Origin of the sequence: Paraglaciecola aquimarina, from assembly GCF_032464635.1 — a bacterium.
Taxonomy (GTDB): domain Bacteria; phylum Pseudomonadota; class Gammaproteobacteria; order Enterobacterales; family Alteromonadaceae; genus Paraglaciecola; species Paraglaciecola aquimarina.
In genome coordinates, this window is sequence record NZ_JAWDIO010000002.1 from 2827311 (window position 1) to 2851070 (window position 23760).

At 41.1% G+C, this 23760-nt stretch carries 20 protein-coding genes and 1 pseudogene; 8 read left to right on the forward strand and 13 right to left on the reverse strand.

The features are described from left to right. Positions 1–246 precede the first annotated feature (246 nt). Both RS130_RS14070 and RS130_RS14075 read left to right on the forward strand, forming a co-directional pair. Positions 247–693: pseudogene (locus RS130_RS14070) on the forward strand (acetylxylan esterase family protein); the annotation flags it as partial. Between the two features lie 586 nt (positions 694–1279). After that, the gene (locus tag RS130_RS14075) at positions 1280–1894 is read left to right on the forward strand and encodes an alpha/beta hydrolase-fold protein (protein WP_316026452.1); all 615 of its coding nucleotides are present in this window, start codon (positions 1280–1282) and stop codon (positions 1892–1894) included. Between the two features lie 221 nt (positions 1895–2115). Here RS130_RS14075 and RS130_RS14080 read toward each other — a convergent pair whose 3' ends face one another. Then, positions 2116–2880 (reverse strand): phytanoyl-CoA dioxygenase family protein, encoded by a 765-nt coding sequence (locus RS130_RS14080; RefSeq protein ID WP_316026453.1) that lies wholly within the window; start codon positions 2878–2880, stop codon positions 2116–2118. Between the two features lie 193 nt (positions 2881–3073). On the opposite strand from RS130_RS14080, the gene RS130_RS14085 reads away from it, so the two are divergent. Beyond that, positions 3074–3844: an IclR family transcriptional regulator gene (locus RS130_RS14085; RefSeq protein WP_316026454.1), complete on the forward strand. Its 771-nt coding sequence runs from the start codon at positions 3074–3076 to the stop codon at positions 3842–3844. Between the two features lie 100 nt (positions 3845–3944). Here RS130_RS14085 and RS130_RS14090 read toward each other — a convergent pair whose 3' ends face one another. The 10 genes from RS130_RS14090 to RS130_RS14135 all read right to left on the reverse strand — a co-directional run bounded on the left by RS130_RS14090 (position 3945) and on the right by RS130_RS14135 (position 14261). Continuing rightward, a complete protein-coding gene (locus tag RS130_RS14090; RefSeq protein ID WP_316026455.1) occupies positions 3945–5444 on the reverse strand; it encodes a tryptophan halogenase family protein in 1500 nt (499 codons plus the stop codon). 102 nt (positions 5445–5546) lie between these two features. Next, on the reverse strand, positions 5547–6002 hold the full coding sequence (locus RS130_RS14095; RefSeq protein ID WP_316026456.1) for a TonB-dependent receptor domain-containing protein: 456 nt from the start codon (positions 6000–6002) through the stop codon (positions 5547–5549). Then, positions 5956–7281, reverse strand: a complete 1326-nt coding sequence (locus RS130_RS14100) for a TonB-dependent receptor domain-containing protein (RefSeq protein WP_316026457.1) — start codon at positions 7279–7281, stop codon at positions 5956–5958. The genes RS130_RS14095 and RS130_RS14100 overlap by 47 nt, the downstream gene beginning before the upstream one ends. After that, a complete protein-coding gene (locus tag RS130_RS14105; RefSeq protein ID WP_316026458.1) occupies positions 7223–7630 on the reverse strand; it encodes a hypothetical protein in 408 nt (135 codons plus the stop codon). Before RS130_RS14105 ends, RS130_RS14100 begins: the two co-directional genes overlap by 59 nt. Before the next feature lie 49 nt (positions 7631–7679). After that, complete coding sequence (locus RS130_RS14110; protein WP_316026459.1) at positions 7680–8426, reverse strand: TonB-dependent receptor plug domain-containing protein; 747 nt, start codon at positions 8424–8426, stop codon at positions 7680–7682. Between the two features lie 632 nt (positions 8427–9058). Then, positions 9059–10711 (reverse strand): TonB-dependent receptor, encoded by a 1653-nt coding sequence (locus RS130_RS14115; RefSeq protein WP_316026460.1) that lies wholly within the window; start codon positions 10709–10711, stop codon positions 9059–9061. Continuing rightward, a complete protein-coding gene (locus RS130_RS14120) occupies positions 10674–11105 on the reverse strand; it encodes a hypothetical protein (RefSeq protein ID WP_316026461.1) in 432 nt (143 codons plus the stop codon). Before RS130_RS14120 ends, RS130_RS14115 begins: the two co-directional genes overlap by 38 nt. A 74-nt stretch (positions 11106–11179) precedes the next feature. Beyond that, positions 11180–11899, reverse strand: coding sequence for a TonB-dependent receptor plug domain-containing protein (locus RS130_RS14125; protein WP_316026462.1), 720 nt, complete (start codon positions 11897–11899; stop codon positions 11180–11182). Between the two features lie 464 nt (positions 11900–12363). Next, a complete protein-coding gene (locus RS130_RS14130) occupies positions 12364–13422 on the reverse strand; it encodes an NHL repeat-containing protein (RefSeq protein ID WP_316026463.1) in 1059 nt (352 codons plus the stop codon). Positions 13423–13646: 224 nt separating this feature from the next. Next, positions 13647–14261, reverse strand: a complete 615-nt coding sequence (locus RS130_RS14135) for a GntR family transcriptional regulator (protein ID WP_316026464.1) — start codon at positions 14259–14261, stop codon at positions 13647–13649. A gap of 607 nt (positions 14262–14868) precedes the next feature. On the opposite strand from RS130_RS14135, the gene RS130_RS14140 reads away from it, so the two are divergent. The 5 genes from RS130_RS14140 to RS130_RS14160 all read left to right on the forward strand — a co-directional run bounded on the left by RS130_RS14140 (position 14869) and on the right by RS130_RS14160 (position 21400). Then, positions 14869–15948 carry a glycoside hydrolase family 117 protein gene (locus tag RS130_RS14140; protein ID WP_316026465.1) on the forward strand — a complete coding sequence of 360 codons (1080 nt, stop codon included), beginning with the start codon at positions 14869–14871 and terminating at the stop codon, positions 15946–15948. A gap of 145 nt (positions 15949–16093) precedes the next feature. Beyond that, positions 16094–17518 carry a sulfatase gene (locus RS130_RS14145; RefSeq protein ID WP_316026466.1) on the forward strand — a complete coding sequence of 475 codons (1425 nt, stop codon included), beginning with the start codon at positions 16094–16096 and terminating at the stop codon, positions 17516–17518. Further along, positions 17515–18972: a sulfatase family protein gene (locus RS130_RS14150; RefSeq protein ID WP_316026467.1), complete on the forward strand. Its 1458-nt coding sequence runs from the start codon at positions 17515–17517 to the stop codon at positions 18970–18972. The genes RS130_RS14145 and RS130_RS14150 overlap by 4 nt, the downstream gene beginning before the upstream one ends. Before the next feature lie 56 nt (positions 18973–19028). Next, the gene (locus RS130_RS14155) at positions 19029–20003 is read left to right on the forward strand and encodes a hypothetical protein (RefSeq protein ID WP_316026468.1); all 975 of its coding nucleotides are present in this window, start codon (positions 19029–19031) and stop codon (positions 20001–20003) included. Continuing rightward, a complete protein-coding gene (locus tag RS130_RS14160) occupies positions 19955–21400 on the forward strand; it encodes a beta-galactosidase (RefSeq protein WP_316026469.1) in 1446 nt (481 codons plus the stop codon). The genes RS130_RS14155 and RS130_RS14160 overlap by 49 nt, the downstream gene beginning before the upstream one ends. Before the next feature lie 295 nt (positions 21401–21695). On the opposite strand, the gene RS130_RS14165 is transcribed toward RS130_RS14160, so the two are convergent. Both RS130_RS14165 and RS130_RS14170 read right to left on the reverse strand, forming a co-directional pair. After that, complete coding sequence (locus RS130_RS14165) at positions 21696–22370, reverse strand: hypothetical protein (RefSeq protein WP_316026470.1); 675 nt, start codon at positions 22368–22370, stop codon at positions 21696–21698. Further along, complete coding sequence (locus RS130_RS14170; protein WP_316026471.1) at positions 22328–23632, reverse strand: sulfatase family protein; 1305 nt, start codon at positions 23630–23632, stop codon at positions 22328–22330. Before RS130_RS14170 ends, RS130_RS14165 begins: the two co-directional genes overlap by 43 nt. Positions 23633–23760: the final 128 nt, after the last annotated feature.

Sequence of the window (23760 nt, forward strand, 5' to 3'; positions counted from 1 at the left end):
ATTGGAGGCTGTAAACGGAATAATAAATCGTTTAATCTACCCCTTGTGATAACATAAGTGGCAAGCTGAATAGATAAGCTATTTAATAAAAAATATACTAATTAGATTCATGAATTCGATACTTACTTTTGACCCTTTTGGTCGTTACCCCCTTCAAACGCTACTTAATGTTACAAGTTCTGCCCCCCTAAAGATTTTGATGATTTTTGGGCTTGTGCCTATCGAAATGCGCTATGCGAGAAACCAAACGCGGAGTTATTCGACACCGGGCAATCTCATAAAAGTTGGAAAATTTATCATGTCGCCTATCAATCAACTGATTCAGTCAAAATTGGAGGTTGGTTGTTAGTGCCTATTGACAAAGAAGTACGCCAAGCGTTGATCGTGGGACATGGTTATGGTGGCCGAGATGGTCCAGATTTTGATTTGCCTTTTGCAAACGCTGCGATATTTTTTCCTTGTAGCCGAGGTATTTCTCGAAGTGCTGCGCCACCTATATCAGAAGATCCCTATTGGCATGTGATCCACAATATTGATAAGAAGTACCAATATATTTTACGAGGTTGTGTTGAAGATGTGTGGTTGTCTGTTTCTGTGCTCGAAGGCTTGTATCCACATTTAGCCGGCTCAGTGGGGTTATTAGGTATCAGCTTTAGCGGCGGAGTGGGGATGTTAGCGCCTGGCCCAAGATAATAGGATTGCAAGGGCACATTTTAATGTACCTACCTTTGGTCATCATCAACTTCGTTTGCGAATACCAACCAAAGGCAGCGGTCGCTCATTACAAGATTTCTACTGTCGTGAACCCTATAAACTCATGCGGACATTGCCATACTATGATGCTGCTTATGCGGCTTCTAGGGTGACCGCGCCGGTGCATTTTGCCTTGGCGTTACGAGATCCAGTGGTAACACCGCTCTGGTCAATTTGCAATTTATAATCAAGTGAATAGCGAAAAGCACTTATATGTCTTAGAAGCTGGGCATGATAGTTACCCAAGTCAAGAGCGACAGAATAAAGAGTTGATTGATGAACTGTCGCAGTTTTTTCAAGCTAATTAATGTTCGGATAATCAGATAATCCAGTGGATTTTCTTGGCTATGACAAATGTACGATACTCTAAGCGTGGCTATACTAAGGGTTTGAGGAGAAGGAATGTAGCCAACAAAGCTACATGTTTAGTAGTGAAGTGAAAAGAGTCACACTACAAAGATTGAAGATATAAAAAGTGAAGATATAAAGAGTTATTCCTGAAAACTGTCTACAGGGTAAGTGTTCTATGAAACGCGAGTATCATTGTTGGTGGAGTCCTCGTTTACAGCGAGATATGGAAATGTTGGTGTTTGGTCATTCCGGCGCCAGAGTGCTGGTTTTTCCCACTCGATTTGCTCGGTTTTATGAATATGAAGATTTGCGGATCCTCGAGCAAATTCGCGGTAAAGTCGAAGCAGGGCAGATGCAACTATTTTGCGTTGACAGCGTTGATTTAGAAAGTGTTTATTGTGGTGGGGCTTCGCCATATTGGCGAATTCAGCGACACATTCAATACGAAGAGTATATTTTGAATGAAGTGTATCCATTCATGGATCAGCTAAATTCTCATCCTTGTACAATTAGTCACGGGTGTAGTCTTGGCGGATTTCATGCTGCAAACATTGCGTTCAGGCATCCGCACTTGTTTAACAAATTGTGTGTGTTTAGTGGGCGTTTTGATCTCACCTTGCAGGTTGAATATTTCTCTGATTTATTCTCTGGCTTTTATAACGACGATATATACTTCCATACGCCTTCCCACTTCATACTCAGGCTTAGCTTGCCAGCAGAAATTAGAGCAATTGAAAAATATGGATATTGTATTAGTGATAGGTCGAGAAGATCCTTTTTTAGACAATAATTTACATATGAGTAAAATGCTATATGCCAAGGGGATAGATCACAATCTCCACATTTGGGATGAAAGAGCGCATCGAGCGTATTATTGGCGAAAAATGGTCAAGTTGTATTTGTAGTTGGAATGGTATCAATTGCAAGGCTTAAAAAAGGCTAACATTAAAAAAGTTAGCCTTATGCTCACTGTTGATATTGGGGTAAGTGAAGGAGAGTCTTCTGTTGTCTCTACTTTTCTTGCCAATTCATTATGGCATCATCTGCAACACGCTCCAATGGATAAACTACCGCCTCATTATCAACGAAAGGTTTGTTACTTTCGGCACAATAAGCCATGATGATCGTCCAACGAGGATCAGCAGAACGGTTTTGGTTAGACTTGTGCAAAAGGTTACAATGGAAAAATAACGTATCTCCTGGATCTAATTCTACGTTGACCAATTCTAAATGTTTTGCCGCTTCTTCAACAAAAGCCAGCTCAGCTCCTTTTTGGTCTCCGGTTTTATTGTGGTTTAGTCGACCTAAATGATGAGAACCTTTTAATACCTGCAAACAGCCATTTTCGATAGTGGCTTTGTTGATAGCAATCATTGTACTCACGAGCTTGGGGTATAGGTGATAGTTATCATTATGCCAATAACCATAGTCCTGATGCCATTCCCAGGCACCCCCTACAAAGGGTTCTTTCATCATTATTTTAGTGCTTGTATGGTACACAGGCTCACCTAACAACAGATCTACAGAGTCAGACAAACGACGCCCTCGAGAGAACATACTATATAAATCGTCGCCTAATTTTTGCCATAGGCAAACCTTACTTACGGTACCACTAGCATCTTTTTTGTCCCATGCTTTCTCATACAAAGAATCATCGTTAAAGGCTTTATCTTGTAATCTAGCTATTTCAGCGTCACTGTAAAAACCACGAGCAATGACATAGCCGTCACGATGAAAGTCACTGATTTGTTCAGCGGATAAAATTTTAGTTGTCATATTGTCCTCTTTAATTGATTTATTTCTATATGAATTTATTATTCAAATAAGAATATTGGTGAATAATAGATAATCAGTGTTAATTGTCAATAATATTTTTAGGTATTTTTGATTATGTCTCTGTGTTGATTCCCAAGATCATATGGATTATCTTAGTCGGCTTAATATTTAGCTGTGAAATTAGGCTCCCCGCGTGACAGAAACAACCAAAAACAAGTATGCCGTCCCTGCATTAGATAAAGCGTTAGATGTTTTGGAATATTTGGTTAGCCAAGAAATTGCAAAATCACAAACGGAAATAGCACAAGCTTTAGGTAGAGGGCCAAATGAAATTTATCGAGTTTTGGTAAATTTAGAAGGGCGCGGATATTTGGTGCGCGATCAGCTTTCTGGACACTACCGCGCCTCATTGAAAATGTATAACCTCTCTAGGCGGATTTCTCCAATTGACCAATTGCGCCAATGTGCCATGCCCCATATGGAAGATTTAGCCGTTAAGATTGGTCATTCTTGTCACTTAACCATGCTGTATCAAAGTCAAACAATGGTCATAGTGCAAGCGCGAAGCCAAGTGCCTGTGTCGGTGAATGTAACAGAAGGTGCCTTGTTCCCAACTATCTCTACCACTTCTGGTAAAGTGCTATTGGCCAATAGTAATCCAGAGGTTCGAGCTATGGTGTTAGAGCGTAGTGAACGTTACCAGCAATTTTCAGACGAGAAAAAACGGTTAATAGATGAAGAGTTAAGACAAACCCGAGAAAAAGGCACCTTGATCGCGAAGAGCTTCTTCATAGAAGGCGTGTCTGATTATGCGGCTTTGGTGGGAGAGCCTGATGGTAAGGTCATTGCCTGCTTAGTGGTTTCTACCTTAAATACGTATAAATCTGAAAATGAAGATAAAGCGGATATTATTGATTTGGTAAAAGCGACGGCGGAGAAAATAACGGTACAATTAGGCTGTTAAAATTAGCTGATGGCTGAGTTGCTAGCAACGAGACGTGCCGTGATTCATCCCTAGCAAGGCGCTTACAACTCTTAGCCGACTAAAAGCTGGTGATTGATATCTACTTGGTCTTTATTCTAGATAAATAGGCCATGTGATCTAAGGGTTTACTGGCATTGTGCTCCAGCGCTACTTTCGAGCTGAGCAATGCTTGTTCAATTTTTGTAAAATCAGACGAATCAATAACAGGATCATATTCATCGGGGCGCACACCCATTCCTTCGTATACTGAGTACCAACTGTCTGAGGCGAACAAATCATCTGTGTCGTGGTAAAGCTGACCTTGGGCGCGAAACAGTTCGAGTTTAGTCTGTAAAGAATCAGGTATCGCAAGGTTTTGCCACATGCGCCAAAAGTCAGAATCGGTACGTTTAGTTTCGCAATAATGTAAAATAATAAAGTCGCGAATGCAGTTGTATTCGTGATCCATCCTACGATTAAATTCATTGATCGGGGCTTGATGTAGTTTTTTACTGGGCAGAGTTTGCACAAAATTTAGCATCGCTTTCATTATTAGATAAATGCTGGTGGATTCTAGCGGCTCTAGAAATCCGGATGACAATCCAATGGCTAAACAGTTCTTGTGCCACATTTTCTGTCGCTTACCTGTAGTAAATGAAATTGTTCTAGGCTCGGTAATAAACTCACCAACGTGTTTGCTTAATAAATCTTGGGCTGCGGAATCAGTACAGTATTGGTCGCAATATACGTATCCATTGCCAGTTCTATTTTGCAGAGGTATTTGCCATCTCCAGCCATGCTCGTGAGCAACCGAGCGAGTATAAGGTGGTAGTGGGTCAAGCGCTGCAGATTGTGCGGCTACGGCCTTATTGACGGGTAAATAGTGTTGCCAATTCTCATAACCGATACGCATAGCTTTACCCATCAGAATAGATTGCTGGCCGCTACAGTCGATAAAAAAGTCCCCGTTTACCTGTTCGCCATCTTCTAACAGTAAATGGCTAATTTGGCCTTCCGGATTAAGCGCTACGTGCTGAATATGGTTTAGGCTATGTTGCACATTTTTGTCGAGACAATAATGAGTTAAATACTGCGCCACTAGGGTGGCATCGAAATGCAAAGCGTAGGTAGAAGATGATAAATTAGTTGGGTGTTTAGGATCTGGGATAAAAAAGCGATTCTGTTTCGATAAGGCAATGGCTGGTGAAAAATCGGTAAATTCAGTTTGCCCGCCATGTTTTTTGTGTTTCAGCCAGTGTTGGTAAAAAGGTCGGCCATCTATTTTACTGCCCACATAGCCAAAAGGGTGCCAATAGTCCTGTCCTATAGTGTGCCAATCAGAGAATTTAATCCCATACTTAAAGGTGGCATTAGTTTTGACAATGAAGTCCGCTAAGGGAATTTTCAGATATTCCAACATATCCACTATCGAGGGGATAGTGGCTTCGCCCACACCTACAGTGGGGATGTGCGGAGATTCAATTAGGCGAATTTTGCAAGGCATATGAGCCAGTGCTCTTGACAGTATGGATGCGGCAATCCAACCTGCGGTTCCGCCACCCACAATAACAAAAGTATTGATTTGTTGCTCAGTCGACATCTCATTCCTCTTCAAGCCGATGTTATCTTGTATAAGCCAAATAAAAAACAAGCTCTATGCTAACACATAGAGCTTGTTGATTGGTTGGCTGTATCTATATGTTTAGAACTTAGCAGATACACCGAGTTGATAACGACGCCCTGAATAAGCAAGGTTTACTACGCGCTCACGTACATCTGCAAAACGTAAGTTACTTTCGTTAGTTAAGTTGATAACTTCAGCATTAACCGTGATATTTTCATTAATATCGTAAGATGCACTAAAGTCATACTGACCGTAATCTTCGACGTGTTGAGGAATACCATTGCTGCCAAGTACAGGTCCTTGACGATACTCTAAGAAACGTTCTCGCCAGTTATAAGCGATACGTGCTTGGAAGGCATCTTTGTCGTAGAAAGCAATAATGTTATAAGCGTTTTTAGACAACCCTTCTAAACCATTGCTAGGATTCTTAACGCCACCTTGCACAAAGGTATCTACATTATCGTCACTACTGTCTGTAATGGTGTAGTTAGCTTGAATACCAAAGCCACTTAAATAGCCTATGCAGATAATCAAAATAATGTAACGCGGCAACTTCAAAGCCGTTTACTACTCCACCTTTACGGTTACTCTTCTCGGTGATGCTTTCTACAAGTGGCACTTGAATAATGTTGCCGCCAGCATCTAGTTTATCAATCATGAAACGGTCTGTTCTTTGCACAGTCGTTGTTGATATATAAGTACCGATACTTTTACGGAAAACAGCTAAGCTAAACGCATCACCGTTTTCAGCATAATACTCTAAAGACATATCAAACTGGGTCGCTTCGTAAGGCGTAAGGAATGGATTACCACCCGATTGGAATGTATCCGTTGAGCGCACGTAGTTGAAGTTACGGTTAACACCAACATCTTCAATCGCTGGGCGAGTGATAACTTTAGCTGCCCCCGCTTTTAAGAAATATCCATCGCCAAAGTCAAGACTAACGTTAGCACTGGGTAAAAAGTTTGAATAGTCATTGGATTTAGTTAAGAAAGAAGGATCAGAAAACGTCGCTTCGATTAAGCCTCCTTCTGAGCCACCTAATATTGCCTCAACACTAAGTAACTCTACGGCATTACCAACCGAGGCTACTTCCGTCTTCACTTGACGGAAACCCGCGTTACCGGTCCAGGTAAATGCATCGGTTTCACCTTCCATATTCACTTGTACATAAAAAGCAGTAGTATCTTCGGAATTAGAAACGGTTCGCTCGGGACGAGGCAACAATTCATTCCAATCGGGCTGATTACGAATTTGGCCAATACCTTCAATGAATGCATCTAATTGTGGGATTAATACGAAGTCCCGTGGGAAATCTCCGGCGACATCACTTAAGAAGCCGTTGTTACTGTTGATCGCAAAGATGTTGTCGTCGAAATCTATACCTGAATTACAGGTATTGGCATTGGCTGCAATGGCGGCATTACCGTCCTCAAACTGGTCTACATCAAAACAACCATTTGCAATTTGCAATGCATCTTTGGATTTCTCTCGTTGGCTTATTGCAATACCAGCGTCAATTGAAGTAATAACGCCATGTTCAAACTCGTAGTTCGCATCAAATTTGATTGATTTAACTTCATCTTCTAATACATCTTCTGATACGTCATTCCAGTGGGCACGAATTGAAGCTGGATTTGCCCAATCAATAGTTGATTCAACGTTAATCACATCGCTGTTACGGCTATCATAACGAATATAATCTTGTCCTACTATTAGGCCGAACTCTTGGTTAGGTTGATACCCTGGATCGTCAAGGCATGACACTTTGGTCAACGGTATGATTAACAATATGTGGAATATAGGCGCCACGATGCACCACAGAATCTGCTTTTGAATAGGCTAAATCTAGTTCAAATGTCCATGCGTCTTTATAAATTAACGTGTTAAAACCTGTAGCGATTTGTTCAGATTTTTGTCCTTCTACTTGAAAGCGTCCATCGATAGGGCTGGCCGCTTTAGTTGCCGCTAAAGCGGTACCGTATTCGGAAACGATCACGTCAGTAAAACCATCACGTTGGGTAGGAACTTGCAGGCCATTACCAAATGCAGAACGATCTAATTCAGAGTATAAGAAATCAAAAGTGTGGGTGACGTTGTCACTTTGCGCCCACTGCAATGTTAAATTTGCACTTGTTCGTTCTCTTGCTTCGGTGTCCATTGAATACCAAGCTCTACCTGGGAACCATATATTTCCACTAGTGACAGCGTTACCACTTTCGTCGGTGATAGGGCCTTAGTGCAAAAGCCGTATCTGCGGCATCAAAGAATGCCCAGCGGTTTGCGCCAGCGCTATCTATGCGGTTAGTAATGTCTAATACTGACACGCCAAATAACACACCGATAGAATCGTCAGCAAAAGTATTACTGACAATCGCCGATATTTTAGGATCGAACTCTTCTGCCAAGTCATTGTATTTTGCGTTTATTGAGCCAGCGGCTTGAAAACCAGGGTTATCTAACGGCCGCGCTGTGCGCACGTTGATATAGGCTCCCATACTACCTTCAGAAATATTTGCGCGGGACGCTTTCACTACATCAGCCCCAGATATAAGTTCTGATGGCAGGGATTGGAAGTCGAATTCTCGTCCTACATCTGTGGTGGCAATAATGCGATCATTTAAATGTACCGCATTAAATTTAGGACCAAAGCCACGTACTGTGACTTTAGACCCTTCACCATTTGTGCGGTCAATCATTACCCCAGTGATCCGTTGCAAAGACTCTGCTACGTTTTGATCTGGGAACTTACCAATGTCTTCAGCCACAATACTATCCTGAATAGATGAAGCATTTTTCTTCAAATCCATGGACTCAATAAGACTGCTACGAATACCAGAAACTTGGATAACTTCTGTATTGTCTGCTTGTTGGGCAAAACTTGGATTGGCTGATAGTGCGCTAGAGATAGCTAATGCAATAGGTAAAACTTTTGTGTTGTTAAGTGTGTTTTTCAAGTGAAATCCTTAAATATCTATTTTTATCATGCAACATTTCCTGCGTTTGTAGAGCGAGTAAACTTAGGAATGTTATTTTTTCGGGTTTCTAGTTAACAATTCCATTGCGCTTTATTAACCTTGGGTTAACGCTTTTATTAAAGGGCAAACGTTGCCATTTTGCAAGGGTTTATATTTCACTTTTTTAAATTAGAGCAGAGAAAGGCGAAAATCTTGGTTTACGGCAGCTATTTTGGGTTGGTGATAGTGAGCTTGGATGTAGGTCTCTATTACAAATAGAGACTGGCTAACCTAAACTCTGGATAAGCCGAACGTTTTGATAACGCTCCTTTTGTGGATAGCGGTGTTGGATTGTTTAGCAATAACACGTTATTACGTACAACACTCCACCTTACTTTATAGGAAAAATTTCGTTACCGAGGAATATTTTGCGGAGATTATGTAGACAAAAAATTTTAAATTATTGAATTATATTGATATTGTTTATCCAGAACTCAGGTTAGCGACTACTTTTTAGGGCAACAAGTTTGTAATGCTTGAATTCGGTTTTAGCTAGCAGTGTGACGTGAAGTAGTGGAATGTTTACCAATGAAAGGCCTTACCTTAATAAGGCCTTTTAGATTTTTTGCTGATTAGAACTTAGCGGTTAGTCCTAGCTGGTAACGGCGGCCTGAATATTGAACCAGTGTTACACGCTCTCTAACATCGGCGTATTCAAGAATATTTTCATTGGTTAGATTGATTGCTTCAAAGTTTACAGTGAATCGTTCGTTGATATCGTATGAGGTACTGAAATCAAACTGCCCATAAGCATCTACATGTTCAGATAGAATACCACTTGAGCGTGCGCCCTGACGTGCCGATAAGAAGGCGTCTCGCCAGTTGTAAGCTAGGCGAGCTTGGAAGTCTTCTTTTTCATAGAATGCAATAATGTTAAATGCGTTTTCAGAAAAGCCTTCTAAGCCTCCACCTGCAGCTTTCACTCCATCTAATTGTAATTGCTCAGCCGCTGCTTCTTTGTCTTCACTGGAGGTATAGGTGTAGTTCGCTTGCACCCCAAAACCGTCTAGGAAACCGGGCAGGTAGTCAAAATAATGAAGGCCCGCAATTTCAAATCCACTGACCGTACCACCTGAACGATTACCTTTTTCGGTAATGGTTTCGATTAAGTCTCCCCAGCCTTCGATATCAACCAGCGTGTCTTCTCTATAGGTGATTGTTGAGATAAAGCTGCTGATGTCTTTGTGGAAAAAGTTCAATGAATAGGCACTACCAGATTCGGCATAATATTCAAATGATAAGTCAAATTGTGTTGCTTCATATGGGTCTAAGAAGGGATTTCCTCCTTGTTGACTGAAGCTTTCTGCGCGGTCATTAAAGTATGTTCTGTTTACCCCGGTATCTTCCAAAGATGGACGAGTAATCACTTTAGCTGCCGCCCCTTTAATAAAGAAACCATTACGATAGTCTAGGGCTACGTTTAGACTTGGTAAAAAGTGATTATAGTCATAACCTTCGGTTACAGGGCGAGGATCTGTATATTCCACTTCCAGTACTACACCATCACCTGTATCTGGGCGGGTAGGGTCGATGTATTTCTCTACGCTTATTCTATCTTGACGATGACCAGTTGATGAGACCTCCGTTTGTACATAGCGCGCCCCGATATTACCGGTTAAATCAAAGTTTGAAAATTCACTTTCAAAGTTAGCTTGTGTATAGAGCGCTAAAATCTCTTCTGTATTCTCGACTGAAGCCGCTTCATTTAACAATTCTTCCGCCCAATCTGGCTCGTTACGCAGATTACCAATATCGGTGATAAACTGGTCTAGGTCATTAATTGTGCTAAAGTTTCTGGGAAAGTCTCCCGGAACATCCGACAAAAAGTCACTGTCGGTATTGACCGAGAATAAACCTTCACTCATTAGACGGGATGTGCCGCAAGTATTGGTTGCCGCTTGAGCAATAGGATCTTCAATGTTTTGATTGGAACAGCCGTTTTCAATGATATAAGTCACTTGTGACTTTTCACGATCTGTATAAGAAAGACCAAAATCAACGGATTGAATAAAATCGATATCACCCTCAAAATTATAGCTACCGTCAAATTTGGCTTCTAAAATTTCGTCTTTTAATTCGTTGTGGCGTAAGTCATTCCAATGGGCTCGAACACTCGCGGGATTGCCAACATCGATAGTCGTGTCTATGGCAATTACGTCACCATTTGATGAGTCAAATTTAATGTAATCATCGTCGGTTAGTCCTAGCTCTTGTCCTGAGTACACTTTGATCCACAGTATGATTGATATAATGAGGAACAAAAGTATTACCTCTTGGATTAGAACTAGATTTAGAGTAGGCGACATCACCTTCAAAGGTCCAGCGGTCTTTATATATTTGCGCGTTAAAGCCTAGTACTTCAGTGGTTGAATCTTGCCCAACTTGCTTAAATAAACCATCGATAGGGCTACTACCTTTAGTGCCTGAAATAGCGGTTTGATTTTCAGAAATAACCACATCCTGCCAGCCTTCATACTGTAAAGGTATTTGCATACCGTTACTAAACTCTTGACGACTTAAATCAGAATACAAATAGTCAATCGTATAGGTTACATCGTCGCTAGCTGCCCATTGTAACGTGACATTAGCACTAGTTCGATCGCGTTTTTCCTCAGACAAGTTATATTCCGCGCGACCTGGATAGAATATAGAGCCAGACGAGACTGGATTGCCGCTTTCATCGGTAATAGGACCTATAGTGCGTAAACGTCATTGTCTGCTTGAAAGCTAGCCCACAAATTTGTTGCCGCTGAATCTATTCTACTGGTGGACTCAACACGAGAAAAGCCGACTAATAAGCCGATAGTGTCATCCTCGAAGGTGTTACTAAATATACCGGAGAACTTTGGATCGGCTTCTGCTGAAAGATCATTGTATTTCATGTTGACGGAGCCAACGGCATGCATGCCTGGGTTATTCAATGGTCGTGCAGTGCTCACGTTTACATATGCGCCTAAACTACCTTCTTGAATATTAGCTCTTGACGCTTTTATGACATCTGCCCCAGAAATGAGCTCTGAGGGTAATACTTGGAAATCAAAATCACGTCCCCGATCGGTAGTTGCAATCGTTCTATTGTTAACTTTTACGGCGTTAAACTTGGGACCAAACCCACGTACGGTAACCTTTGACCCTTCACCGTTTGTGCGAGAAATCATTACTCCAGAGATACGTTGTAATGATTCTGCCACGTTTTGATCTGGGAATTTACCAATGTCCTCTGCAACAATACTATCTTGAATCGATGCTGCATTTTTTTTGATATCCATAGATTCGGTTAAACTGCTGCGAATGCCAGATACTTGAATGACCTCCGTTCCATCCACTTCTTGTGCAGCAGCAATATTTGAGCAAAGTGCGGTTGATATGGCGATGGCGAGAGGTAAAACGTTATGATTTAGGTTGCCTTTCATTAATAATCCTGTGTAATTATATTTAAATATCTGAGTGTTTATTATTTAGCTTGTAACTGAGGATATGTCAGCTGCTTGTAAGTGATGCTTTAACGATCAAACATGCTGTTAACATCATGTGGGCAGGTACTTGCAGTTTTAAAGTACATAAGTTTCTGTATTTTAAGTATAAATATATTACTCATTGCATTCGTATGGTGAAATTATTTCACATTAATCCGCGACACATCTGCTTTTTGAATTATGTTTACTTAATGTTAACCATTTGATTTAAATGTAATGCGTATGTATTTGCAAGTAAAAATTTCACTTTGCAAGTAAATGATTTGGATAAGGCAGTAACGAGAGTAGTGTAACGATAAAAAGTCAATAAAACACAAATATTGTCGGTTAATAAAGCGACAATATTTGTGTTTATAAATGGGAGCGAGGAATACTTAACTAGATATTAATGTCTCTGAAGTTTAGATTTTTTCTAACTTAATTGGATAGCTTTGATTGGCTCGCCACTGACCCACATAGAGATTATCATCTTTATCGATGCACACTGTGTGGCAATGCTTAAATATATCCCAGGTTGAACACATGGGCTGTAATCTACCATCTATATATTCAGGTTGAGTACCACCTAAATTAACAATCACCTTATTGTCTTTGTCTAGAATGCTGATAAACCCTGAGTCAACAGCTGTGCCGCCGTTCACATGAGACCAACATACAGGAGCGAAGCCATAATCACCTTTTATTACCGGCGCACCAATGTAGGCGCCAGGAGTCGCAATAGTGTCAATGTATTGCCCTTGCATAGTAAATAATTTTAGTGCCATCTCTGCGCGGGAACTAACAATCAAATGGGGCTCTCCAGCGTGGCGTGTGTCTATTCGAATACCATGAGTATTAGATAGGTTTAGATTAGGATCTTGATTATCGTGTCCTCCCCAAGAACGAATAAAACGGCCTTGCGAGTCGTACTGTAAAACGTAGTCAGAGCCATAGCCATCAGTCACATATAAATCACCATTGTCGGCAATAGCAATATCTGTGGGTCTAAAAGGTTGGTCTGGGGTATACACGCCAATTTGTTGTGGATGGCCAATACTATATATCAACCGGCCTTCAATGGTTAGCTTGGCGATAAAGCCGCTTTGTGCGACGACTTTATTAAATGGTGAATCCCAGTCATCGGTAGATACGCCATCCCACTTGGGGTTGACTAGCCATCCACTATCAACAACATATAAAAAATCCTGACCATTTTCGTTGACGACCTTAAGAGAATGCCCGCCAGGGAATTCAGTCCCCCAAGCTTCCAGCAGCTCTCCACTTTGACTATAAATAATTATATTATTTTTAACGTTGTCGGTGATCATTAAAATCCGACCTTGAGAGTCGATGGCCAAATCATGACAATTTTCTACTGGTACTTTTGTTGGGTCTAATTGTCCCCAATGCATATTAACTCGATAGCAAAAATCACCACTGCCGATAATTTTACCATGTGGATCTGATTGAGGTGCGCTCATAGTGGTCTCTCGATTTAATTAGCCAAGTAAATTGTTAGCGTCTAATTTACAGCCAATATGTGACTTTATGTTAATAACTAGCCGAGTTAGATGGCTATATTTTTGACTGAATAGGGGTAGAACGGAATGGCGGAATTGTAGCAAGTTTGAATAGTAAGTAAATGGTAGATTGTTTACAATTTCTTGCGGGTCATCTACCGAACATTATTAGTTTAATTGGATATTTAACGAATATTGGCTTTTAACGCTTTAATTGCCTTACTTGCGTCGTCACTGCGTAGTGCTTCAATAATAGCTTTATGCTCATTTACACAGGCATCACCAGAGGTAATGCGTTTGTAATTTAGGCGCATACGCATAACAAACGGATACCAAATATTAACGAGTTCATCACCACCCGCTTTGAATATCAAATAACGGTGGAACGAAATATCTACTTTAGTGACTTCGGTGAAATCTTCTCTTTCAAACGCACCTTGTAGCTCGTCTAATATTTTTTCTAGCTCAGCAAAATCTTTTTGGGTAAGTGAGTCATGTAATTGTTCAATTGCATAAACCTCAATGTTTCGTCTTAAGCTAACCATCAGTTTCTGCATACTAGTATCTAAAACACAATTAACTGAAGCGCCGACGTTATTCTTAGAAATTAACAAGCCTTCTTTGGTTAATTGTAAAATCACGTCTCGAATAGGACCACGAGATAAACCAAAACGGTCGGCTAATTCTTTTTCGTTCAGCTTAGTATTAGGCGCTAAATCTCCTGAAATTATATCCGAACGCAATTGTTCTGCTATTTGGTCTTTAACAGATAGAATTTTAGTGGGTCTTGGTCCGCTCATGTTTATTCCTATTTTTATTTTGACTCTGGATTCTATGGTGAATCAAATAGTTATTTCAATAATTTTATGATTTATTGTAAACAATATGAAAAAAATTCATATGTGCTATATGTTATTTTTATATGAATAATTATAGAGGGAATTGTGTGTAAACTGGAATAAAATCTAAAATTACTGCATAAATTGTTATAAGAGAATATGGTATCTCGTTAGAACGTTATAAAGCAAGCCTTACAAGTGTATTTGTTGTAGAAATCATACAACGAAAATTTGCTATTTATCATTTTGTTATGAATTAATTGTTAACAATAAAGGTGTTCTAGGATAGTATGCTAAGAAAAATTGTTAAATCTACGTTAGTTGACGAAACAGCCGAATTCTTGCAGTTTACCTATCAATTGGTGGGTAGGGTATGCAAGCGAAGATGATTGTTGCAGGCGGCCTAAAGACAAGCACCATATATTTGATTCAATTAATAAGGTTAATATTGGGTGTAAGGGTAGGCTTATTTTACGCTGCTTTTCGAATAATACATGGTACAGGTATCTACAGTGCACGACAAAGTGTGCATGAGTGAATGGTTAATAAATGATTAAGGTAAAGTGGTATGTCACAAGATAAAATGAGTTTAGCGACTAAAAGAGCCATAGAACGCGGATATGATCAGCAAGGTCCAGAGTGGCTAACTGAATTCGATGTAATGGACTTGAAAGGAGATTTCGCTTTTGAAGAGGGGGTCATTCGCCGAGATCCAACATCCGTTATATTGGTGGATGGTGTGTATCACTGTTGGTACACCAAAGGTCAGGGCGAAACTGTTGGTTTTGGTTCTGATAATCCAGAAGATAAAGTGTTCCCTTGGGATCTAACAGAAGTTTGGCATGCTACCTCAAACGATACTATTACCTGGAATGAGCAAGGGCCAGCCATTCAACGTGGTGCTGGCGGAGAATTCGATGATAGAGCCGTATTTACGCCAGAGGTGTTAGTATACGACAATAAGTATTATTTAGTTTATCAAACCGTGCAGTTTCCTTACACCAATCGCCAATATGAACACGTGGCTATTGCATGGGCGGACTCTCCAGCTGGACCTTGGCATAAGAGTACTGCGCCTATTCTTAGTCCTTCAATGGATGGTGAATGGGATGGGGATGAAGATAATCGTTTTCACGTTAAATCTAAAGGTAGTTTCGACAGCCATAAAGTTCACGATCCATGCGTCGTTGCCTTCAACAATAAGTTCTATCTATATTACAAAGGTGAAACCATGGGCGAAGAAATGAACATGGGAGGCCGTGAGATAAAACACGGTGTGGCGATAGCCGATAACATTTTAGGGCCCTATACCAAGTCTGAATATAATCCAATTTCTAATAGTGGCCATGAAGTGGTTGTGTGGAATTATCAAGGCGGTATTGCTTCATTGATCACCACTGATGGGCCAGAAAAGAATACGGTGCAATTTGCCCCAGACGGGATCAATTTTGAGATCAAGGCGCATGTCAAAGGTGCACCTGAAGCCGTCGGATTGTTCCGCGAATTGAAAGAAAATACACTGCCACCTCCCGGTATCGCATGGGGATTGACCCACAAGTATGATGCCAGTTGGAATTGGAATTACATTTGTAAATTTGTACCACGTAAGCAAGTGCTAGATGCTGGTACATTCCAAAACAGCCATTAATTCAAACTAAGGCCTCCCCATTGACGGCGTTATTCTTGTTGATGGGGTTGTTGTCGTAGATAAATACTTCTAAACGTTGCGACTAATTAGAATGATTAATGGAACGTTTAACTCTCAATATTACTTTTTAATTTAGGGTGCAACAATGATCGAAATTAATCGTAGCAGCATATTACGGCATTTTTTTGGTTGTCTAATGTTAACTGTCTGTACGGCTTCGGCTGTTGCGGCAGAGCAGCCTAGTATTTTGTTCATTTTGAGCGATGATGCGGGCTACGGGGATTTTGGCTTTCAAGGTAGTAAAGAATTTCGTACGCCAAACTTAGATAAACTGGCAAAAGAAAGCGTTAAGTTTGAGCAGGCTTACACCACTGCTGCCGTATGCGGCCCATCAAGAGCGGGGTTGTTAACCGGTAAATATCAACAGCGTTTTGGTTTTGAAGAAAACAATGTTCCCGGTTATATGAGTTTTTCAGGGCGTACCGGTAATGAAATGGGCTTGCCTTTAGAACAGAAAACCATCGCTAATTATTTAAAAGAAAGAGGATATAGTACTGGGCTGTTTGGTAAATGGCACCAAGGCGATGCGTTACAATATCATCCTATGAATCGTGGTTTTGACAAATTTGTAGGGTTTAGAAGTGGTGCCCGTAGCTATTACGAAATGTCAAATGAAGAACAAACCGCTGAGCCTGAAAAGCGTTTAGAAAGAGGCATTGGTCAGTTTGAAGAGCCGACAAAGTATTTAACAGACTTGTTAGCGGATGAAACTATCGCTTTTATGACAGAAAACAAATCCACACCATTTTTTGCCTATTTGTCTTTCAATGCGGTACATACGCCTATGCAAGCAAGGCCGGAACATCTGAAGCTTTATCCGAATCTAACGGGGAAAAGACAAACCTTGGCTGCTATGACACATGCCATGGATTTGGCGATCGCTAGAGTATTAAAAAGTCTACAAGATTTGGGCCTAGATAAGAATACTATCGTGGTTTATACCAATGACAATGGCGGACCTTCAGATACGAATCATTCAAATAATTTCCCTTTAAGCGGCAGTAAAGCTAACCATCTTGAAGGGGGGATCCGAGTGCCTATGTTGATCCGTTGGCCAAATGTTTTGCAGGCCAATTCTACGTATCCCTACCCAGTCAGTTTTTTAGATTTTGTTCCTACTTTTGTTGATTTGGCGGGCGGTGATGCCGACGCTATTAACGGGCTTGATGGGGTGAATCTAATACCTTATCTAACTGGAGAAAAGACAAGTAGACCTCATAAAACGCTGTTCTGGAAAAAAGAGAATCGTGGCGCGGTACGAGATGGCGACTGGAAACTGTTACGTTTTCCAGACCGTCCAGCAGAGCTATATAACATCGCACAAGACCAATCTGAATTGAACAATTTAGCTAACCAATATCCAGATAGGGTTAAAGCTATGTATCAACAATTGTTTAATTGGGAGCTAACCTTAGAACGCCCACTATGGCAACTAAGACGAGAGTATGAAGGCAAGGCGATGAAACGCATGGATAAATACAAGCAAACCAAAGAGAGTATGAGCCAATGATTGACTGTGTCTTTAAACAGGCACTTATTAGTTTAGGGTTTGTTGGACTTTTAAGTTTTTCAAGCCATGTCATTGCCACTGAACGGCCCAATATAGTGGTGATATTCGCCGACGATTTGGGGTACGGTGATCTGGGGTATACTGGCTCTAAAGAAATATTTACGCCAAATATTGATAGTTTGGCGAACAATGGTGTGATTTTTAAAAATGGCTACGTGACTCACCCATATTGTGGACCTTCTAGGGCTGGATTATTGACCGGTCGACACCAAGCTCGGTTTGGAATGGAAGTGAATGCAGCCCATTCTCCAGATGATCCCTATATGGGCTTACCTTTAGAGCAAAAAACCTTTGCTAAACGATTACAAAAGCAAGGCTATCAAACCGCTGTAATTGGTAAGTGGCACGTTGGATCTCACCCGAATTTTCATCCTAACAATCGTGGATTTGACTATTTCTATGGCTTTTTGCCTGACGGCCATAACTATTTTCCTGAATCAGTAAAAGTGAGTTCAAACCCATACGACGCGCCTTTAGTGCGTAATGGTAAACCTGCTCAATTAGAGGAATATTTAACCACCGCTTTAAGCAGAGACGCTGCTCGCTATATAAAAAATAGTGGCGAACAACCTTTTATGTTGTATTTGGCTTACAACGCACCCCATTCGCCTATTCAAGCACTGGAAGAAGATATCGCTAAGTATTCGCACATCAGCGATCTTAAGAGGCGTACTTATGCCGCTATGATTGATTCTATGGATCAAGGAGTCGGTAGGGTGATTGACGCCCTTAAACAGGCGGATAAATTTGATAATACCTTGATCTTTTTCTTATCTGATAATGGTGGAGTGTATCCCGAGGATTGGTGGCCACAGCAAAATTGGGCGAGAAATACACCTTTTAGAAGAGGCAAAGTGGCGTTAACTGAAGGGGGGATACATGTGCCATTTATTGCTCATTGGCCCAAAGGCTTTAGCAACGCTATGGAGTTTGACGGTTTAGTGTCTTCGTTAGACATTGCTGCCACGTCTTTGGCTTTATCTGGGGCCGATATTGCGACTATGCCCCTAGATGGTGTAGATCTCACCCCTTATATTCAAGGTAAATTACAGGGCTCTCCACATAAAGCCTTATATTGGCGTTTAGAAGAAGCCGATCACCTTTGGGCGGTACGCACCCCTCAATACAAATACCTCCACCAACCGTTACTGACTGTGGGAAAAAGCTTTTTTGATATGCAAGACGATCCCTATGAAGCCCATAATTTGTATGGTCAAAAGCCAGAATTACAAAGAGAACTCGCTGAATTATGGAATGAATGGAACGCCGATAACAAGGCGAATGTGTTATTGCAAAACGTGCATTATTTGAAAAGAAGAAAAGCGTTTTATCAGGGCTTATACAACGAATTGGTAGATAAAGCCGCCGTTCGTCCGACTTATACTGTTGAATAAGAACATTAATATCTAAAGTAACTGATTGATTTACTACTACATTTTAGGAGAACACCATGTATCAAAAAAACACTAAGGCTGGTTCTGTGATACTTGTCACTATCGTTAGTGGCTTGTTAACCATGGGCTGCAATGACTCAGATTCGAACGATGTCGTGGTCAAAAACGTGCATGAGGTGAGTTCTGCAAAGCAAGCACAATTAGAAACAATCGCACCCTTATTAGACTTTGAAAGTGCCGATCAGCTGTCTAAAATTAAATTTGAAAATGTTGACACAGAATTTGTCACGTCTGGCAAAGGAGTTACCCAAGGTAAACAAGCGTTAGCATTGACCTTAAGAGCAAAAGACAATTATAAAACGTCATTCGCCTTCACACCAAAAGACAAGTGGGATTGGAGTAATAAAGGATTGTTTAAAGTTGCCTTAGATATTGCTAATCCTTTAGACATGTCAGCGCAGATATACGTGACAGTGACCGATGGAAAAGGTCAAACCCATAATCGCAGTGTAATAGTACCAAAGCGTTCAAACGATACGTACACTATTGAGTTAGCGGGCGGTGATTTAGGCATGGAAACTGGCATACGTTCTAACCCTATAGGTGCAAATGATCCAACCACGCCGGTTACCTGGCGCTGGGGCGTGAAACAACTTGATTTGAGCCAGATTGCCAGTATTAAAATTTCAATGACTAGTTTGCTACACGACAGAAAGCTCATTATCGATAACTTGCGTCTTATCAAAGGCAGTGAATACGGCTTAGACAATTTGACCGGAATAGTGGACAAATTTGGTCAAAACGCCAAAATGGAATTCCCTGACAAAGTACATTCTTTGGCTGAGCTATTGGCCAATAAGCAACAAGAAGAAAAAACCTTAGACGGTAAATTAATGGCTGATCGCTCCAAGTTTGGTGGTTGGAAAGACGGCCCTAGACTAGAAGCTACGGGATATTTTAGAACCAGCAAGGTCGATGGCCAATGGTCTTTGGTGGACCCAGAAGGTTATCTTTTTTCTCACATGGCCTAGCCAACGTACGTATGTCGAATACCTCAACCATTACCGGTTATGATTTTGATAAAAATATGATTGCTCAGCGTGATAAGAATGATCTAACCCCTGAAGATTCTAAAGGATTAGGAACGATTTCGGGACCGGCATTAGACACGCGCTATCAAGCGTCTACCTTACGCAGCAACATGTTTACTTGGTTGCCAAGTTACGATGATCCACTCGCTAACCATTTTGGTTATCGAAGAAGTGTGCATGTTGGTGCAGTAGAGCATGGTGAAACATTTAGCTTTTATCGGGCCAACTTAGAGCGTAAATATGGTGAGTCTTCTCCAGACTCTTTCATGCAAGATTGGCAACAGACCACTTTGGACAGAATGAACAATTGGGGATTCACCTCTTTTGGTAACTGGATAGATCCAAGCTTCTACGCCCAGCAACAAGTACCGTACTTTGCCAATGGCTGGATCATTGGCGACTTTAAAACCGTAAGCAGTGGTAACGACTACTGGTCGGCGTTGCCGGATCCGTTTGACCCAGTATTTACTGAGCGGGCGCGTGTTACCGCCCAAGCCATTGCAGAAGAAGTAAAAGGTAACCCTTGGTGTGTAGGAGTGTTTATCGATAACGAGAAAAGTTGGGGCAGTGCCGGTAGTCTACAAAGTCAATACGGCATTGTCATCAATACCTTGTCTAGAGCAGATAAGGAAAGTCCTACTAAGGCGGTATTTAGCCAATTATTAATGGATAAATACCAGAGTATTGAAGCCTTAAATCAAGTGTGGAAAACAGACTTTGCGAGTTGGCAAGACATTACAGAAGGCGTGCAATTAGCTGAGGTCATTGATGCCATGCAAAGTGATTTCGAAAGCATGTTGTTTACCTATGCAGAGAAGTATTTTGCAATCGTAAAAGCCGAAGTAAAACGTGTCATGCCCAATCATATGTATATGGGCGTGCGTTTTGCCGATTGGGGGATGACTCCAGAAATAGTCAAAGCAGCAGCAAAACATGCTGATGTGGTCAGTTATAACTATTATAAAGAAGGACTGCAAAAGGACTATTGGGCCTTTTTAGAAGAAATTGACATGCCAAGTATTATTGGTGAGTTTCATATAGGTGCAACCGATACAGGCTTGTTTAATCCGGGCTTAGTTCATGCGCAAAATCAAGCAGATAGAGGCCGCATGTATCAAGATTATATGCACTCGGTTATTGATAACCCTTATTTTGTTGGTGCTCACTGGTTTCAATATATCGACTCACCAATCACAGGGCGAGCCTATGATGGTGAAAATTACAATGTGGGTTTTGTAAGCGTGACCGATACGCCATATACAGACATGATAGAAGCAGCGAAGCAGTTAAATGCTGATATATATCCTCGTAAATTTAAAAAATTAGTCGATCAATAAAGACTATTCAACTTGCTCTAATACCTTGTTAGCAACATAGATGCTAACAAGGTTAACTACGCAGTGGTCTCGAAAATATGAGGCGGCTATAAACATAGTGTATAGGTAGTAGCCAAAGGCCGTTTGATGACGCGGCCTTTGTGTCAGTCAAATATTCTGGTGTTAAGCAACCCTGTATTGTGCAATTAGCGCTTTGTTAACGGTATTTAAATGGGAGCACCATTCCTGCACGCCGTCGCCTTGTTCAAAATCACTGGATGCATTCAAAGAGATCAGCTATCAATGCGAATTGGTATTATTCTGCGAAATGAGCCGCATCAAACCAAGGATGATAACCGACTTGTGGTGTTGCAATATCTTTTGCGCAGCGGGCTCTATTCTCGCGATATGCCACAATCCTGTCGAGTTTAAAGTTATCGGACATGGGAGCGATTTGAATACGATTCGCACCAGCAACAAAATACGTACTTGTCTTTGTTGATTGGCTATCGGTCACGCCAAACTCCCAGCCATTTGCTTTGTCATTGTTCGCTGAGTAATAGGCTTTCCAAGGGCCGTCGCTAATCTTCATCCAAAAGCCATTTTGCCTATTTAAGTTTGTATGATCATGACGATGGCGTACATCAAACAACCAGCGGCCCTCAGATGATATATTCATATTGAAAGAAATGAGGCCTTTTTCAGGTTTTTCTGGTTGCGCTCGTAATGCTCGTAGGTAACCTGCTCCAGTAAAACCTGGAATGTGGTTTTGTATTATCCAAGACTCGTCTAACGCAAAGCCGACACTTTCAGCCTCCATTACGACACACCCCGTAAAATCTTCAAACATGTATTCTTTAAGAAAGGCCATACGCTTCGCTTCTCTTGGCATAGTGCTAGGGTCGTAAATTGGATAGGGCTTCATTGCATCAAGCACTGCTTGCAGCGCTAAGCGAACTTTTTTCGTGGTTGCTGAGTCATTTTCAGGCATGATTTCATGCTCTTCGTATAGATCCTTTGCAGGTTGATACATACGTCCGTCTTGATACAGTTTGTAATGCTTATCACGTGCAAATCGTTGTAGAGAAAAACGATCTTTGGCCTTTCCTGCCTAGGATCGTGATGAATATATACCCAATCTCGAGTGAGCCCTTTTTGACCTTTTATTTGTGGTAAAAAGCTCACACCGTCCATGTTTTGTTGTTTGGCTATGGTTGGCTTTCCAGCGATATCTAATAAGGTGGGTAAAAAGTCCGTCGAGTCGATTAGATCATTATTTGTTTGCCCAGCAGGCGTTTTGTTTTTCCAACTTACATACATAGGCACCCGTGTCCCTAGGTCAGTCGTTGAAGCTTTGCCGCCTTGTACCATTTGGCCATTTAAGTCAGATATCACATTCCATTGCGTGCCATTATCGCTATAAAAAATGATAATAGTGTCTTCGCGTATTCCTAATTCATCCACCTTATCGATTAACTTACCTAAGATAAAGTCGGCATATTCCACCATGTCAGCAAAGTATGTTTCTTTCTCATCGAAGCGCTTAGTTTTATCAGCCCAATCCCGACTATGGGGCGTTGGGTTAAAAGGTGAATGGGGTAAAGACATTGCGTAGTAGGCAAAAAATGGTTTGGGATCGTCCTTTTTACGTGTCATATAATCAGCCAAAAAATCAAACCATATATCGGGACCGTACTTACCCTCTGTGTGCTTGATAAATTGTCCATTTTGATTGATCAGTGGATCTGGGTAACGTGAACCTTTATCTTCTGTATGTGCGGTATGCCATAAACTGTATTCGTCAAACCCCGCATTTTCTACGCGCATCCCTTTGTCTCGGCGATTTTCTGCGCCAGTAAAGCCTTCTGGGTCGTAACTTTGCAATTGCCACTTACCAGCCATTGCCGTGTTGTAACCAGCTTCTTGCATATAATGACCAAAGGTTTTCTCTTTAGGATCTAAAAGGCCAAAACCTAGCCAACTGCGAAAATTGTACTTTCCTGTCATTAATTGAACGCGTGTAGGGGAGCATAGCGGCGTGGCATAAGCTTGATTAAATTGCATACCTTGCTCAGCAAGTCTTGTCATATTGGGGGTTTTGTAATCTCGGCCACCATAACTTTCGACAGCCTCAAAGCCCAAATCGTCAGCCATTATTAATAAGACATTGGGCTTTTTAGCATGTAAGTCAGCGCTGAGAATACAGAACAATAGCGGTAAAAAATAATAAGAAAGCCGACACAGGTTACGCATGGTTAGATCCAGTTTAACTTATATTTAAATGGGTGAATTCAAATATAACACATAATATTTCCACTATTATAGATAATAACAATATTTTTACATCTGAAATGCTGGATAATTTATACGCCATTGCATCG

Excerpts from the sequence above, each read along its gene's own strand:
- RS130_RS14155 (WP_316026468.1), top strand. The coding sequence starts at position 19,029 with ATGTATCAAAAAAACACTAAGGCTGGTTCTGTGATACTTGTCACTATC.
- RS130_RS14075 (WP_316026452.1), top strand. The coding sequence starts at position 1,280 with ATGAAACGCGAGTATCATTGTTGGTGGAGTCCTCGTTTACAGCGAGAT.
- RS130_RS14135 (WP_316026464.1), bottom strand. The coding sequence starts at position 14,261 with ATGAGCGGACCAAGACCCACTAAAATTCTATCTGTTAAAGACCAAATA.
- RS130_RS14165 (WP_316026470.1), bottom strand. The coding sequence starts at position 22,370 with ATGCCTGAAAATGACTCAGCAACCACGAAAAAAGTTCGCTTAGCGCTG.
- RS130_RS14130 (WP_316026463.1), bottom strand. The coding sequence starts at position 13,422 with ATGAGCGCACCTCAATCAGATCCACATGGTAAAATTATCGGCAGTGGT.
- RS130_RS14160 (WP_316026469.1), top strand. The coding sequence starts at position 19,955 with ATGGTCTTTGGTGGACCCAGAAGGTTATCTTTTTTCTCACATGGCCTA.
- RS130_RS14105 (WP_316026458.1), bottom strand. The coding sequence starts at position 7,630 with ATGGACACCGAAGCAAGAGAACGAACAAGTGCAAATTTAACATTGCAG.
- RS130_RS14145 (WP_316026466.1), top strand. The coding sequence starts at position 16,094 with ATGATCGAAATTAATCGTAGCAGCATATTACGGCATTTTTTTGGTTGT.
- RS130_RS14170 (WP_316026471.1), bottom strand. The coding sequence starts at position 23,632 with ATGCGTAACCTGTGTCGGCTTTCTTATTATTTTTTACCGCTATTGTTC.
- RS130_RS14080 (WP_316026453.1), bottom strand. The coding sequence starts at position 2,880 with ATGACAACTAAAATTTTATCCGCTGAACAAATCAGTGACTTTCATCGT.
- RS130_RS14125 (WP_316026462.1), bottom strand. The coding sequence starts at position 11,899 with ATGAAAGGCAACCTAAATCATAACGTTTTACCTCTCGCCATCGCCATA.
- RS130_RS14150 (WP_316026467.1), top strand. The coding sequence starts at position 17,515 with ATGATTGACTGTGTCTTTAAACAGGCACTTATTAGTTTAGGGTTTGTT.
- RS130_RS14090 (WP_316026455.1), bottom strand. The coding sequence starts at position 5,444 with ATGTCGACTGAGCAACAAATCAATACTTTTGTTATTGTGGGTGGCGGA.
- RS130_RS14140 (WP_316026465.1), top strand. The coding sequence starts at position 14,869 with ATGTCACAAGATAAAATGAGTTTAGCGACTAAAAGAGCCATAGAACGC.